Source organism: Streptococcus sp. HMSC074B11 (assembly GCF_001808705.1).
Taxonomy (GTDB): Bacteria; Bacillota; Bacilli; order Lactobacillales; family Streptococcaceae; genus Streptococcus.
The window spans coordinates 1-15,417 of the sequence record NZ_KV794299.1; the positions used below are offsets into that span (position 1 = coordinate 1).

General features: G+C 38.4%; 17 protein-coding genes and 1 pseudogene. All 18 read right to left on the minus strand.

Annotated elements, in window-relative coordinates:
* Nucleotides 1-219, minus strand: a pseudogene (locus tag HMPREF2619_RS08665) (tagatose-bisphosphate aldolase); the annotation flags it as partial.
* A gap of 1 nt (nucleotide 220) precedes the next feature.
* Nucleotides 221-1,150, minus strand: a complete 930-nt coding sequence (locus HMPREF2619_RS08670; protein WP_070460744.1) for a tagatose-6-phosphate kinase — start codon at nucleotides 1,148-1,150, stop codon at nucleotides 221-223.
* 10 nt (nucleotides 1,151-1,160) lie between these two features.
* Nucleotides 1,161-1,676 (minus strand): galactose-6-phosphate isomerase subunit LacB, encoded by a 516-nt coding sequence (lacB, locus tag HMPREF2619_RS08675; protein ID WP_001216925.1) that lies wholly within the window; start codon nucleotides 1,674-1,676, stop codon nucleotides 1,161-1,163.
* A 148-nt stretch (nucleotides 1,677-1,824) separates the two neighbouring features.
* Nucleotides 1,825-2,250 carry a galactose-6-phosphate isomerase subunit LacA gene (lacA, locus tag HMPREF2619_RS08680; RefSeq protein ID WP_000029280.1) on the minus strand — a complete coding sequence of 142 codons (426 nt, stop codon included), beginning with the start codon at nucleotides 2,248-2,250 and terminating at the stop codon, nucleotides 1,825-1,827.
* 257 nt (nucleotides 2,251-2,507) lie between these two features.
* A complete protein-coding gene (locus HMPREF2619_RS10990; RefSeq protein WP_186821505.1) occupies nucleotides 2,508-3,401 on the minus strand; it encodes an aldose 1-epimerase family protein in 894 nt (297 codons plus the stop codon).
* 103 nt (nucleotides 3,402-3,504) lie between these two features.
* Nucleotides 3,505-4,980, minus strand: coding sequence for a PTS galactitol transporter subunit IIC (locus HMPREF2619_RS08690; protein ID WP_045763399.1), 1,476 nt, complete (start codon nucleotides 4,978-4,980; stop codon nucleotides 3,505-3,507).
* A gap of 44 nt (nucleotides 4,981-5,024) precedes the next feature.
* Nucleotides 5,025-5,330, minus strand: a complete 306-nt coding sequence (locus tag HMPREF2619_RS08695) for a PTS sugar transporter subunit IIB (protein ID WP_000590576.1) — start codon at nucleotides 5,328-5,330, stop codon at nucleotides 5,025-5,027.
* A gap of 39 nt (nucleotides 5,331-5,369) precedes the next feature.
* Nucleotides 5,370-5,846 (minus strand): PTS sugar transporter subunit IIA, encoded by a 477-nt coding sequence (locus HMPREF2619_RS08700; protein ID WP_000521965.1) that lies wholly within the window; start codon nucleotides 5,844-5,846, stop codon nucleotides 5,370-5,372.
* Between the two features lie 200 nt (nucleotides 5,847-6,046).
* On the minus strand, nucleotides 6,047-6,655 hold the full coding sequence (locus tag HMPREF2619_RS08705; protein WP_070460745.1) for a hypothetical protein: 609 nt from the start codon (nucleotides 6,653-6,655) through the stop codon (nucleotides 6,047-6,049).
* A gap of 197 nt (nucleotides 6,656-6,852) precedes the next feature.
* Nucleotides 6,853-8,676, minus strand: coding sequence for a translation elongation factor 4 (gene lepA, locus HMPREF2619_RS08710; RefSeq protein ID WP_049510208.1), 1,824 nt, complete (start codon nucleotides 8,674-8,676; stop codon nucleotides 6,853-6,855).
* Nucleotides 8,677-8,754: 78 nt separating this feature from the next.
* A complete protein-coding gene (locus HMPREF2619_RS08715) occupies nucleotides 8,755-9,483 on the minus strand; it encodes a metallophosphoesterase family protein (RefSeq protein ID WP_070460748.1) in 729 nt (242 codons plus the stop codon).
* Nucleotides 9,484-11,151 (minus strand): DNA repair protein RecN, encoded by a 1,668-nt coding sequence (recN, locus tag HMPREF2619_RS08720; protein WP_070460751.1) that lies wholly within the window; start codon nucleotides 11,149-11,151, stop codon nucleotides 9,484-9,486.
* A 6-nt stretch (nucleotides 11,152-11,157) separates the two neighbouring features.
* Complete coding sequence (locus tag HMPREF2619_RS08725; RefSeq protein WP_070460753.1) at nucleotides 11,158-11,589, minus strand: arginine repressor; 432 nt, start codon at nucleotides 11,587-11,589, stop codon at nucleotides 11,158-11,160.
* Nucleotides 11,582-12,397, minus strand: coding sequence for a TlyA family RNA methyltransferase (locus HMPREF2619_RS08730; RefSeq protein WP_070460754.1), 816 nt, complete (start codon nucleotides 12,395-12,397; stop codon nucleotides 11,582-11,584). The genes HMPREF2619_RS08725 and HMPREF2619_RS08730 overlap by 8 nt, the downstream gene beginning before the upstream one ends.
* Nucleotides 12,390-13,265, minus strand: coding sequence for a polyprenyl synthetase family protein (locus HMPREF2619_RS08735; protein WP_070460756.1), 876 nt, complete (start codon nucleotides 13,263-13,265; stop codon nucleotides 12,390-12,392). Before HMPREF2619_RS08735 ends, HMPREF2619_RS08730 begins: the two co-directional genes overlap by 8 nt.
* Complete coding sequence (locus HMPREF2619_RS08740) at nucleotides 13,262-13,474, minus strand: exodeoxyribonuclease VII small subunit (protein ID WP_016465776.1); 213 nt, start codon at nucleotides 13,472-13,474, stop codon at nucleotides 13,262-13,264. Before HMPREF2619_RS08740 ends, HMPREF2619_RS08735 begins: the two co-directional genes overlap by 4 nt.
* Nucleotides 13,452-14,792 carry an exodeoxyribonuclease VII large subunit gene (gene xseA, locus HMPREF2619_RS08745; protein ID WP_070460757.1) on the minus strand — a complete coding sequence of 447 codons (1,341 nt, stop codon included), beginning with the start codon at nucleotides 14,790-14,792 and terminating at the stop codon, nucleotides 13,452-13,454. The genes HMPREF2619_RS08740 and xseA overlap by 23 nt, the downstream gene beginning before the upstream one ends.
* 413 nt (nucleotides 14,793-15,205) lie before the next feature.
* The coding region (locus HMPREF2619_RS08750) for an LPXTG cell wall anchor domain-containing protein (protein WP_148130391.1) at nucleotides 15,206-15,417 on the minus strand (212 nt) is incomplete at its 5' end.

Sequence of the window (15,417 nt, forward strand, 5' to 3'; positions counted from 1 at the left end):
GTATTCAGGGTCAAGAAGCATAGATGAAGCATATTTTGTCAATTCATCTGCTACAAGAACTTTCAATTCTTCCATTTGAGCTACTGTTGGCTCTTCTGTTTGGTATTGAGCCATAAGGCGTTTCAAAGCACCACGTTGGTCAAAGGCGAGAGCTGAGATGATACCATTCTCATTAGAGAGTTTTTGCATACAAGCGCGTTTATTTTCTGTTAAAACCATTTTATACCTCTTTTACAATTAATTGGTCATATAGACCTTGATAGTTAGCCATATTGACATGACCAGTTATTTTTTCTTGTGCATTTAGCATACCAAGGACATTCGCCTTGATCAACAGTTCTTGATCAGATTCTTTATGGAACAATCCTGAAGCAATACCTGCAACTGTTGAATCACCTGAGCCAACTGGATTTACAACTTGGATTCTTGGAATATCTACTTTATAGAAAGTGTCCCCGTGCTTAGCAAAGGCACCATTAGCACCTAAAGAAACGATGATCCACTCAATTCCTTCAAATAGGGGTTCTTGAAGAACCTCTTTTAATTCATCCAAGTCTTTAGAAATTTCTCTTCCTAAAAGCTGAGACAATTCTTCATTATTTGGTTTGATAACTGTTGGTTTATGTGAAGATTCAAGAACTGCCTGAAGTGAAGCTCCTGAACAGTCCAAGACAACAGGTTTACCAGCTTGGTTAGCAAGTTCAACCAGACTAGCATAATAATCCACTGGAAGTCCTGCTGGTAGACTACCTGAAATGGCCACTACCTCTACAGTCTCTAAAAGTTCTTTGAAATGAGCCAAGAAATCTTGACCTTCTTTTTCTTGAACTTCAGGACCTTTTTCTAGGATTTCTGTTTGGTTTTCTCCATGTAGAATTGCGATACAGTTACGGGTTTCACCTTGAATCGAGAAGAAACGTTTGCTTACTTTATCATCAATATTTTCTACTAAAAAATCACCAAGTTTACCACCGACAAGTCCTGTTGCGACTACGGAGTCACCAAATTCTGATAGGACACGTGTAACGTTAAGACCTTTACCGCCAGCCGTTTTCGTAACATCGACAACACGGTTGACAGTGTCAATTTTTAATTCATCCAAAGGATAGGAAATATCAATGGATGGGTTCATTGTGACTGTTAAAATCATAAGTCACCTCTTAGTCGTGGTATTCACCACGATCCCATTTTTCAAGGAACTCTGTAAAGAAGTTGGCATCAGTTTGATGATCGTTATGAGTTTCAACGTGTTGGATTTTAGCGATCAATTTTTTGTTTTCTTCAGATGGTTTGTATTCAGCATTGATGAATGCTTCAATGATATCACACATGAGCAACTCACCAGTGATTTTACCACCAAATCCGATAACGTTGGCATTCAATTGTTCTTTTGCATAAAGAGCCGTTGTCATATCACGAACCAAAGCAGAACGAACACCTGGAACCTTGTTAACAGCGTTATTGATACCTACACCAGTACCACAGATACATACACCAAGATCAGCTTGGCCACTAACTACTGCTTCACCAACTTTTTTACCAAAGATTGGGTAGTGTGTACGAGCGTGATCATAAGTACCAAAGTCGATGACTTCATGTCCTTTTGATTTCAAAAATTCTGAAACCGCCATTTTTTCATTAGTTACGATGTGGTCACATCCAATTGCAATTCTCATTAGTTATTCCCTCCGATTAATTATATAAATCAAATATCATTTATCCTTACTCAAGAAAAATCAAGATTAGCTTAGGAAGCGAGCTGCGAGCATAACTGAGGTTAGCTAAAGTGAGCTGACGACAGATTATCTTGATTTTTGAAGAGTATTAGCACATTTTGTTCAACATGTCGACCCTGATTTGGTGACGACCGCCGTCATACTTACCATTTACAAAGCCTTTAGCGATGTTCTTAGCCAATTCGTCACCAACAAGTTGAGCACCCATAGTAATCATACGTGAGTTGTTGTGACCACGAGTCATATAAGCTGAACGTTCGTCAGAGACTTCTGCAGCAACCATTCCTTTGATTTTAGTTGCAACCATAAATGGACCTGCACCATAAGCATCAATGACAATACCAAGGTTTTGTTCTTCTTTTTTAACTTCTTCAGCAACTGCAAGAGTTACATCAACGAAGTCTTGACCTTCAGCTGTAACATCCACAACGTGGAAGTTTTCTTTTTCCAAGAAATCTTTAACGACTTCTTTCAATCTCAAACCTGCAGCATCTGCACCAATAACAATAGACATATTGTATACTCCTTTTTTATAATAGACCAGTAAAAATTTTTTGTGTCTGGAAAGAAAATGACCATCACCAAATAGTTACTAGTAGTTTTGTTGACTATTTTAGATTAAGAATGAATCATCTATTCACTCTTAGTAACTTCTCCTTGGAGAAATTGGAAGAATAACTTGTCAAAACAAACACAAATTGTTCTTTCTAAACATAATATACTACTATTGTTTAAAAAAGTCAACAGTTTATGTTTGTTTTTGTTTATTTTTTAGAAAATTTCTATATCAAAACCAATTTGATCACTTTGAGCTGGATTTAAGATTCGAACATTTTTCTTATCTTCTAGATGATCGCCCTCTTCGAGTGAAGTTGACAAACCTGACCAAGGTTCCAGAGCAAGGAAAGGACCTTTATTAAGCGTTGACCAAACGATGAGGTTTGGAAACTCTTTAAAGTCTAGTTTTAATCCCTTATCATGCTTACGTGACCGTAAGGAAACAGAGCGAGAGGCTAATGCATCTAAAGTCACAGCATCATAGCTAAAGAAATCATAGTTTAGATCCAATTCTTTTTGGTCTTTTAACCAGTTACTTCTATCTTGAAAATCTAACATCCCTGTTTCCGGAAATGGTTTTGGCACCGTGCAAGATTCAGATTTTTCAAATTCAAGATAGTAATCTTCATAGGCTTCATCATCAAATAAAGGACAGTTAAAGCCTGGATGTCCACCAATAAAATATGGCATTTTCTTATCTATTTCCTTATTGGTAACTTGATACTGTGTTCGAATAGTCTTTCCAGTAACAGTATAAGTTATTTCTAGTCGAAAATGATAGGGATAATTCTCATACATTTCTTGGTCATCTTCGATAGCAAAGGTGACAGAATTCTCTGTTTGTTCTACTAATTCAAATTCTTTTTTTCGAACCAATCCATGACGTGGAATTTTACCTTTTACTTGACTACCATCTTCTTGATCATACAAGACAGTATCATTTCTAACGGATCCACAGATTGGAAATAAAACAGGTGCTTGTCCACTCCAGTAAGTTGGATCTCCCTGCCACAAATACTCAATTCCATCTTTGTCTTTTATCGAAGAAAGTGCACCACCAAAAGTTTGAAACTGTACACTTAACTGTTCTGTTTTTAATTCAATCATTAGAATTACCTCCATTTATTTAAGGCCTAAAAAAACTAGGCTGTCGACTCCAGATTTGGAAACTGACAACCTAGTTTTTACAATTTACATTTTTAGGAGCGAATTATTTTGCGTTTGCTGCGTATTCTTCATTACGTTTGATCATTTGTTTTCTGTACCATGCAAAGATACCAACGTAGAATACTAGGAATACTAATGCGCCAAGGATAGCTTTGATATCACCAGTTGTAGCATTACCAATTGCCCAACCAAATAGTTTTTCGATTGGTCCTTCAAGAGTTGAGTGAGTAATCAATTGAGTTTGGCTTACACCTTCTGGGAAGGCACCTACACCTTTAGCAAGTTCAGTTGCGAATGGTGCGATAAGTGTACCTGAAAGAAGGAAGAGTGGCAACAAGAGTGTTCCAAAGATAATCATACGGAGCAATTTACCACGAGTAACTACCAAGAGAGCTGGAGTTACACCCATTGCGATGATACCAGCAAGTGGCAAGATACCATTTCCGACATTTGAAAGAAGCACTGCTTCAACCAACATGATTGGTGCAAGTACGTTGGCACAAGCCCAGATTTCAGCACGACCAGCGATAAATGGCCAGTCAAGACCGATGTTGAATTTACGTCCTTGAAGACGTTTAGTAGCAACGTTTGTAATACCTTGTGAAAGTGGTTCTACGGCTGCGATAAACCATGAACCGATCAATGAGAAGAGCTCCAAGCAGACACCGGCAGTCAAACCAAGTGACAACCAACCTTTAATAACAAGTTCCCATTTATCAGCACCTTCAACACCAGGAACTGGATGTGGAGTTCCCATCAAACCGATAACGATACCAAGGATGAAACCGATGAAGAATTTAGATCCCCAGAAACCGATTCGTTTATTCAATTTAGCAGCGTCAAAGTCGTATTTATCAAGACCTGGGAAGAGTTTATCAAAAATCTTATCCAAAACCATGATAACTGGGTTCATCATGTAGTTCATGTGAGTTGAAGTCATTGGTGATGAACTTGGTGCGTTAAGAAGGTCATCAAATGTTGGTTTCATCAAGTCAGAGTTGATGATTTTAAGAACCCCAACAAGAACAACTGCTGCAGTCGCGATGAAGAGTGAAACTCCTTGGCTAACTCCATTGTTGTCAGCGTACCATTTGATCAAAAGACCTGTGATAGACAAGTGCCAGATATCAAAGATATCGACGTCAAGTGTATCAGTTTTCTTCATTGCAAGCATTACAATGTTGACGATCAACATCACAAGCAAGAAGTAAAGTGTCCAAGCTGAACCCCAAGTGATTGTAGCAAGTGGTGCCCAACCAACGTCGGTAATATTCAATTGAATACCAGTGTTTTCAACGAATTTTGCAAGAGACGCTGAGAAAGCACCATTTAACATACCGATGATAGCACCGATACCAGTAAGAGCGATGGCAAGTTTGATACCACCTTCAAGCGCTTTGGAGAATTTCACTCCAAAAAGTAGAGCCAATAATGTCAAAATGATCAGCATGATGATCGGTCCACCCATTTCCAAGATAGGTTTGAACAGCTTATTGGCTAGTTCGATAATGATATCCATAATTTTCCTCCCTTTATTTTTATGGAATATTTACAAATTAATAATTAACTTAGACCATGTTCTTTGATAGCTGCTTCAATATTGTCATAAACTGGAGCGCTCATAGCTGGAATACGGAACAAGATTGGTCCTGCTTCAACGACTGGAATACCTGGTTCAAAACCTAAATCAGTAGCAGCGATTGGTGTGAAGATATCATAACCTTTAATCAAGTCTTCATTGACATCTTTTACCATAACAGCATCACATTGAACATCGTACCCACGGTTAGAAAGTTCTTCTTCAAGAGCACTTTTAATTTGGTGGCTTGAGTTAACACCTGCACCACAAGCAGCAAGAATTTTAATCATTTGGATTTCCTCCGTTTTTATAAAAAAATTATTAACAAATTAAGCAGTCGCTTCTGAGATATATTGGAACAAAGCTTCAGGTTCCGTAATCTTAGACAGCGCTTCAAGATGACCATTGCCTGTAAAGAAGTCCATCAACTGCGCAAGAATATTTGTTTGACTTGAGCTTGAATTGTTGATGATAAAGAACAACAATGAAACTTCTACTTCCTTATCAGGAGCGATCATATTGTGGAATGTTACTGGTTTTTCCAGACGAACCACGACAACATTTTCAGTTAGATTATGAATTGTATCAGTATGAGGGATAGCTACGTTAGGCAAATCCTTCCCTAAAAACTCCATATCCAAACCAGTTGGGAACGATTTTTCACGTTCAATCAAGGCCGATCGATAGGTCTCTGTAACAACTTTCTTTTCTTCCAGTAGGGTTGCAACTTGATCGAAAAGTTGCTCTTGATTATCTGCTTCTAAGCAAAAGACTAAGTCTTTGTCAAAGAAATGATCTAATCCCATGACCTTCTCCCTTCATATTTAACTTTTATGGTACAAGTATAACACTATATGAAACCGTTGTCAATGTTTTTTTGTTGTATTTTGTTTGATTTTTATTTTTTTTGTTTACGAATTAAACATTTAATGATTTCAAACATATTTTTATAATTTTCTTAATAAGTATAATAAAAAAAACAGGAATGACTCCTGTTTTCACGATGTTAACTCTTTTTATTGGTCCAACTTTCTTCCACCATTGGAAGGAGATTTTTTAATACCTCTGGAACACCTTCCAGAGAAACATATCTAAACTTCCCATCATCTGATTTAAATACCCAGATAATTAGATATTTACCATTCTTAGCAATACAGTTTACTACATAGGCCTCATATCCACCGATAGTTGATTTTGACCCCCATACCTTGGAAAAGTCTTGACTTTTCTGTTTAGATTCATAAATACTAGTTGAGATTTGAACAGTTTCAAGCGCAGCGTACTCACTTTCACTAATACCAAACTGCTCAGGTTTAAAGGTATTGAGAGTTACAATATTGACATCCGTCCCATCACAGTACTGAATGTCATCTCCACCTTCAATTTCTTTGAAATGAACCCATGATTTAGGAATTTTTACATAGCCATAATCATCTGAACCCACTACTTGCGTCTCTTCCGTCTGTTTTTGCGATGAACTAGGCTCTTGACTTGAAGCTTCCTGAACACTAGAAGAGGCTTCTGTCTTTACCTCATTTGTCTTCTCTGATTTGCTACAAGCAATTAGACTAAGACTACAAAGTAAAAGTGTAGATAAAGTTATTATTTTTTTCATGATAACTCTCCTTTCACTTCTATTTTAAAGTATGAAGGGAAAAGTGTCAAAAAATTACTGTATTTTGGCACTTTACAAAATCAACTGAGTGATTGAAAACAAAGAAAAAGATTGAAGAAAATTGTCCAAAATGGACTTTTCTTCAATCTAAATCAACTGATCGATTTATTACAATCTATGCTATTCTCACATAGCGACTATTCTTCATCCATGCTCAATACGCTGAGAAAGGCTTCTTGTGGGACTTCTACTGAACCGATGGCTTTCATGCGTTTCTTACCAGCTTTTTGTTTTTCAAGGAGTTTACGTTTACGAGAAACGTCACCACCGTAACATTTAGCAAGTACGTTTTTACGAAGAGCTTTAATATCTGTACGCGCGACAATCTTGTGCCCAATAGCTGCTTGGATCGGAACTTCAAATTGTTGACGAGGAATGATTTTCTTGAGCTTATCAACGATGAGTTTCCCACGTTCGTAGGCAAAGTCCTTGTGAACGATAAAGCTAAGAGCATCCACCTTATCACCATTAAGAAGGATATCCATTTTCACCAGCTTAGATGGACGATACTCTGACAATTCGTAATCAAAACTTGCATAACCACGTGTTGAAGATTTGAGCTTATCAAAGAAGTCAAAGACAATCTCAGCTAGTGGGATTTGATAGATAACATTAACACGATTGTCATCGATATAATCCATGGTCACAAAATCACCACGTTTGCGCTGAGCTAATTCCATCACTGCTCCAACGAATTCTTGCGGTACCATGATTTGTGCCTTAACATAAGGTTCTTCGATAGTTGCAATCTTTGTAGGATCTGGGAACTCGGATGGGTTAGAAACATCCATAGACTCACCATCAGTCTGATTAACCTTGTAGATAACAGATGGTGCAGTCATAATAAGGTCGATGTTAAACTCACGTTCCAAACGTTCCTGAATAACATCCATATGAAGAAGACCAAGGAAACCACAACGGAAACCAAATCCAAGAGCCTGGGATGTTTCTGGCTCAAACTGCAAGCTAGCATCATTCAGTTGCAATTTTTCAAGAGCTTCACGAAGGTCGTTGTATTTATTTGACTCGATTGGATAGAGGCCTGCAAAAACCATCGGATTCATCTGCTTGTATCCTGAAAGTGGTTCGGTCGCTGGATTTGTCGCCAAGGTTACTGTATCACCGACACGTGTGTCCTGAACAGTCTTGATAGAAGCCGCGATATAACCAACGTCACCTGTCGCAAGGAAGTCTCGTCCTACAGCTTTAGGTGTGAAGATTCCGACTTCAGTCACATCAAAAGTCTTACCATTGCTCATGAGCTGAATCTTATCACCAGGTTTGACTACTCCATCCATGACACGAACTTGGAGGATAACTCCACGATAGGCATCGTATACTGAGTCGAAAATCAAGGCTTTCAATGGTGCTGACACGTCACCAGTTGGTGCTGGAACTTTTTCTACGATTTGCTCGAGAATTTCTTCGATACCAATACCCGCCTTAGCTGAAGCCAATACTGCTTCGCTAGCGTCTAGACCAATGACATCTTCAATTTCTGTTCGCACGCGCTCTGGATCTGCTGCTGGTAGGTCAATTTTATTGATAACTGGAAGGATTTCCAAATCATTATCCAAAGCAAGATAGACGTTTGCCAGTGTTTGAGCCTCAATCCCTTGGGCAGCATCAACGACCAAAATAGCACCTTCACAGGCAGCTAGGGAACGTGAAACCTCATAGGTAAAGTCCACGTGTCCTGGTGTGTCAATCAAGTGGAAGATATAAGTCTCACCATCTTTAGCCGTATAATTAAGCTCGATAGCATTAAGCTTGATAGTAATTCCACGCTCACGCTCTAAATCCATACTATCAAGAAGTTGGGCCTGCATTTCACGACTGGAAACTGTCTCTGTCTTTTCCAAAATACGGTCTGCTAGTGTTGACTTTCCATGGTCAATATGGGCGATAATAGAGAAGTTACGAATCTTCTCCTGTCGTTTTTTCAATTCTTCTAAGTTCATCATTCTCTTCCTTTCAGGGTATCTATTAATTATAAATTGTTTTTAACATTTTGACAAGACCATACCCTGTTAGGAGTACTAATCTTCAGCAACAAAGCCATCATTTTCGATGAAATAGTGCTCAGTCATACCTTGGTCGGTAAAGACAATACCGTGAAGGACACCACCGTAAACAGCTCCTCCATCCATTCCAATCTTACCGTCTTCTGTCATCCAAAGTTCAGATGTACCAGGTTTTTGATCCAACAAACCATAGACTGGTGTATGTCCAAAGACAATGGTTTTTCCAGTATGATTGGCTGCTTCGTGGAATGGTTTTCTGAGCCATACCTTCTTATAGTCAGTAGTATCATGCCAATCCTCCAAAGTCAAATCAATACCGGCATGAACAAAGATATACTTATCTGTTTCAATGACAAAAGGCATCTGACGAATAAACTCCACTAACTCGGCTGCTTCAGTCTCGACACGCTTCGCATCTGCTACACCATCTACTGGTGCATCCAATGGGCGACCTAGAATAGAATTAATAGTTGTATCTCCACCATTACGACGATAGTGGTCATAGCTTTCTTCAGGATTATCTAACCAAGTTAAAAACATATACTCGTGGTTTCCTGATAAGCAGATAGCTCCTTGGTTATCTACTAAATCCTTGACCATTTCAAGAACACGGCGGCTATCTTCTCCTCTATCAATCAAATCTCCAAGAAAGAGCAATTGAGTCTTGCCATCCCATGTTTTAAGTAAGTCTTCTAACATTCCAGCTTTTCCGTGGACATCACCAATTACATAATAGTCTGTCATTTATTTCTCCTTACTTTGTAATAATTCTCTCGCTTGAGTCAATGCTGCTTCTGTCACATTCTCCCCAGCCAACATCTTAGCGACTTCTTCAATCCTTTCTTCAACTGTTAGCAAGCGAACTGTTGAAACAGTCGAATGTTCATTGCTAATCTTTTCGATGAAGAACTGATAATCTGCAATCGCAATAACTTGCGGAAGGTGAGAAATAGCTAATACTTGACCGTGCTGTCCAATTTTGTGAATTTTTTGTGCGATGGCTTGAGCTACACGCCCTGAGACTCCCGTATCCACCTCATCAAAGACGATACTGGTCTTGCCTTCCTTACGAGAAAAAGCGGACTTGATAGCCAACATCAAACGAGACAATTCTCCTCCAGAAGCTACTTTTACTAATGGTTTAAAATCTTCTCCAGGGTTGGTTGAAATGTAAAATTCAACACTCTCATTACCTTCGCGACTGAATTTTCCTTGACTAAAACGAACTTGAAATTGTGCTTTCTCCATGTATAGGTCTTGCAATTCTTGCTTGATTTCAGCTTCTAAGTCCTGCGCTATTTTATGGCGAGCTTGAGCAACTTGACCCGCTAGATCCACAAGATTTTTTTCAAGTTTCTTGAGTTCGATTTCCATATCTTCAGAAGATAGATTATTTCCTGTTAGAAGATTGTATTCATCTGTAATCTTGGCAAAGTATTCAAGGACATCATCCACACTACCACCATACTTACGGGTAATGGTGTGAATTAAATCTAGTCGGCTTTCAACCTGCATCAAACGATTACCATCAAAATCTAAATCATCAATAATGGATTCCAAGCGCTTGGTGATATCTTCTAGAACATAATAGGATTCAGAAAGGGAGTTTGAAATCTCACGATACTCTGGATCAAACTCTTCAAGACTTTCCATATCATTCATGGCCGAACGAACATTTGCAAGGCTTGAAAATTCTTCATTATCAAGCATACTATAAGCATTTGTTAAAGTATCGGCGATATGTTTATGGTTAAGAAGTTTGTCTCTTTCTTGATTAAGGGCAATATCTTCACCCGCTTTCAAATTAGCTGCTTCAATCTCAGCCATCTGAAATTCCAACATTTCAATTCGAGCCTTGTGTTCCTGCTGATTTTTTTTGATGTCAAGTACTTGCTTGCGCATACGGCGGTAATTATCGAAGCTCGTCTGATAGGCTTCTTTTAATTCAAAGAAAGAGGCATCCCCAAACTCATCCAACATCTGGATATGTCGATGTGGGCGCATTAACTCCTCTTGGTCATGTTGACCATGGATATCAACAAGCTGTTGACCAATCGTCCTTAATACTGAAAGATTAACCATCTGTCCATTGACACGACTGATGCTCCGACCGTTTTGTAAAATTTCGCGACGAATAATGATTTCATCACTCAATTCTAATCCTTGTTCATCAAAAATTTCTTCTAGCGCACGATTACTTTCAATTGAAAAAAGACCTTCAATTTCCGCTTTTGGAGCCTCATGACGAATGACTTCTGTTGTAGCTCGAGCTCCTAACATCATATTCATAGCGTCAATAATGATTGATTTACCCGCACCTGTTTCACCAGTTAAAACTGTCATCCCTTGTTCAAAGTTCAAAGAAATTGATTCGATGATAGCAAAATTTTTAATCGAAATTTCCAGTAACATATAATCCTACCAATTTTTAACTTGCTCAAAAATATCCTTGGCTGTTTCTTCACTTCTCAATACCATCAAGATGGAATTATCATCAGTAATACAGCTAAAAATTTGGTCAGAAAAAACAGTCATCAACTGACTCTTGACGAAAATAGTATTTCCTGGAATGATTTGCAAATTGATCATATATCCCATGCGTTCAGCATGAATAATATTATTTTCTGCCAATTGCAAGCTTCTAACGATTGATTTTGGTAATTCATAAATGTAAGTATTGTCTTTCAATGGAATTTTTACAATACCCAATTCTTTAATATCTCGGGAGACTGTTGCTTGAGTAGCAGAGATACCTGCTTCTCTCAAGTGTTCAACGATTTCTTCCTGTGTGCCGATTTGATAATCTGTAACAAATCTTCTAATCTTCTCAAGTCTCTCTTTTTTATTCATCTTTAAATTCTCTATGTGCTTTCTCCACTATTTTTTCTATTTCAGAAGTAACCTGATTGATTGCGTGATTTTCTTTTCGCAAATAGGCTAAAAACTCGATATTCCCATGACCACCTTGAATAGGAGAATAATCCAATCCTAAGACTGAAAATCCTTCATCAACTGCCATTTTAGTAACTGATTCTAAAACATTTTGGTGAACTTTGGCATCTCTGATAATTCCATTTTTACCAATCTGTTCTCGACCAGCCTCAAATTGAGGCTTAACTAGAGCTACAACCTGACCTTGATCAGCTAAAACACGGTGCAAAGCCGGCAAAATAAGGCCTAAGGAAATAAAACTGACATCGATACTTGCGAAACTTGGTTCCTGTTCAAAGTCGGTCTTTTCAGCATAACGGAAGTTGAACTGTTCCATGCTAACCACACGAGGGTCTTGACGTAATTTCCATGCCAGTTGGTTAGTACCAACATCAACTGCAAAAACTAGTTTAGCACCATTTTGCAACATGACATCCGTAAAACCTCCAGTTGAAGCTCCGATATCAATGGTCGTTTGTCCCTCAACTGATAGATCAAAAATATCTAGCGCCTTCTCAAGTTTCAAGCCACCACGACTGACATACTTAAGTTTCTCACCCTTGAGTTTCAACTCTGTATCATCAGGAATTTTTTCTCCTGGTTTATCAAATCGTTCACCATTTAAAACAGCGACTACCAAACCTGCCATAACACCACGTTTGGCTTGTTCTCTCGTTTCAAATAAACCTTGTTTGTAAGCTAGTACATCTACTCTTTCCTTAGCCATTGATTCTCAAACTTTCTACTATTTTCACAATTGGTTCTTTGTCAAAGCTCACAACTTGGCTAATCTCTTCGAGTTTCGCATTAGCTTGATCCAAAGTTTGATTGCAAAACGCTATCGCCTGATCTAATCCCAACAAGGCAGGATAGGTTGACTTTTCGGCTTGCAAATCTTTCTGGGGTGTCTTGCCGATTTCCTCAAAACTTGCTGTAACATCAAGCACATCATCTCTCACTTGGAAAGCCAGGCCAATCAACTCGCCAACTGTTTTAAGCTGCTTCTGAAGATTTTCATCCAATCCAGCAATGATTCCAGCCGCTTGGAAAGGAAAGGCTAAAAGTTTACCGGTCTTATTAGCATGAATGGTCTGAAGTTCTTCTAGACTTAACTGTTGACCTTCACCTTCCATATCTAACACTTGACCAGCTACCATCCCCATACTTCCAGAAGCAAGTGATAAATTAGCTATTAAATCAACCTTGGTTTGACTTGGTAAATCAGCTTGAGCAATTAAAGCATAGGGATCCAAAAAAAGCGCATCCCCTGCTAAAATAGCTAGAGCTTCACCATACACCTTATGGTTGGTCAAACGCCCCCGACGATAATCATCATTATCCATAGCAGGAAGATCATCATGAATCAAACTTCCAGTGTGAATCATCTCAAGCGCTGCTGCAACTTGAGCATGTTCCTGAGTGATAGGCACTTGCAAGGAGTCCAAAACTTCTAAAAGTAAATAAGGACGAATCCGTTTACCACCAGCATGGACGGAATAGAGAACAGATTCTCTTAAACTGGACGCAAATTGTTGGTTGCCATAAAAATCTTCAAGAGCTGACTCGACCAATGCTAGTTTTTCCTGCTTGTTCATACAAGTTCACTTTCTGTTCCATCTTCTTGCATCACCTTGACCAAAGTCTTTTCTGCTTTATCAAGTGTTGCTTGCAATTCTTTTGAAAGAACCATTCCTTTTTGAAATGCAGCAATAGCATCTTCCAAAGCAATTTCACCATTTTCTAAGCTTTGAACAATCGTTTCAAGTTCTGCTAGATTTTCCTCAAATTTCTTTTGTTTTGACATCTCTTACCTCTAATTCTACTTGACCGTCCCGCATCAACAGTGATACTTGGTCATTTTCTTTCAAATCTTTCGCAGAAGCGACTACGACTTCTCCTTTTTTGACAATTGCATAACCTCTGGCTACAATTCGACTAGTATCTAGCATAAGGAGAGCTTCTGATAGTCGTTTTACTTCTGCTACTTTTGCATCATAGATCACAGCCATCTGGCTTCGCATTAGTTTTTGAAGTTGGAAAATACGATCCTGATAACGCTGGATTTTGATGATTGGTGATAATTGTTCCAAACGGTGGACTTGTTCTTGCACCTTTTGTTGATTACGAACCAATTCGGCATTCAGTCCTTGCTTCAGTCGCAGCTGTAACTGATCTAAGCGTTGTAGATAACCGTCATATAAACGCTCTGGTTGTCTGAAGATGACCGATTGACTGAGGATTCTCAAAGCTTCTTGTTTCTTTGACAAACTATGCTTAACCGCTGTAGTCATGCGTTTTTCTTGATTCTGAAGATAGGTCAGAAGGTCTAACTTTGTTACTGGTGTAGCGAGTTCAGCAGCAGCTGTCGGCGTTGCCGCTCTCTTATCAGCCACAAAATCAGCCAGAGTGACATCCGTTTCATGACCTACACTCGAAATAGTCGGTAAACGAGATTCAAAAATTGCTCGAACTACAATTTCTTCGTTAAAGGCCCAAAGATCTTCAATGGATCCACCACCACGGCCGATAATCAGAACATCTAAGTCATCTCGTTCATTGGCTCTCGCAATGTTACGAGCAATCTCCTCTGCAGCACCCTCACCTTGAACTTTAGTAGGATATAGGACAATTTCCACACCAGGGAAACGTCTACTGACTGTAGTGATGATATCTTGAATAACAGCACCACTTCGACTGGTCACCACACCGATTTTTTTTGAAAATTGTGGTAAAGATTGTTTAAAGCGTTCTTGAAATAAACCTTCTTCTGCCAGTTTCTTCTTAAGCTGTTCAAATTGGATAGCCAAGGCACCAACACCATCTGGTTCAGCTTTTTCAATAATAATCGAATAACTTCCACTTGGCTCATAGACTTGGACGCGACCAACGACATTAATCTTCATCCCTTCTTCCAAGTCAAATCCCAAACGTTGGTAGACACCCGACCAAATGGTCGCCTGAATAACCGCTCGGTCATCTTTAAGAGAAAAATACTGATGGGTTGGACGCTTACGGAAGTTAGAGACTTGACCAGTTAAATATACCCGTTCCAAATAGGGGTCTTTATCGAATTTCATTTTTAAATACTTGGTCAAAGTTGTAACCGATAAATACTTTTCCATCTCTACCTCCTTCTTTTCTCTAGTTTTTCCTAGGTATTATTATACCAAAAATATGCTTAAAAATCTTTATTCGGTTCGATTCTTTTCAATAATAAGTATAAAACTAAAACAATGATAAAGTGGTTTATTTATTTTTTATATAATAATCTTTATGCCATATACAGCTATTCTAACAATTATACAATAAATAAAGAGTTTAATACAAAGGTAGAGCTCATAACAAAAAAAGCGAACAAGACATAGGTTCTGAAAATCAGAATTTTGTCTTGTTCACTTTTAGTACCTATTCAGTTTAAGAATTTAATTAAAGAAACTTTAAACTTAAAATAGTAGATTTTTAGCCCTCAGATTTATCCTAGTGAAAATTAGTTCTATTAAAACGGAATAGCTATTCCTTTAGAATATTAAAGATACTAATCTTCTTTTTTCTTACGAGCTACAAGTCCAAATCCACTCATTACTCCAAGAAGTCCAAGTGCTGCTAAGCTAGTATGATCTTCAGTACCAGTATTTGGCAACTGAGGAGTATTTTCTTTAGCAGAGGTTGGTTTCTCTGGAGTCACTGATTTCTCTGGAGTCACTGGTTTCTCTGGAATCACTGGTTTCTCTGGAGTCACTGGTTTCT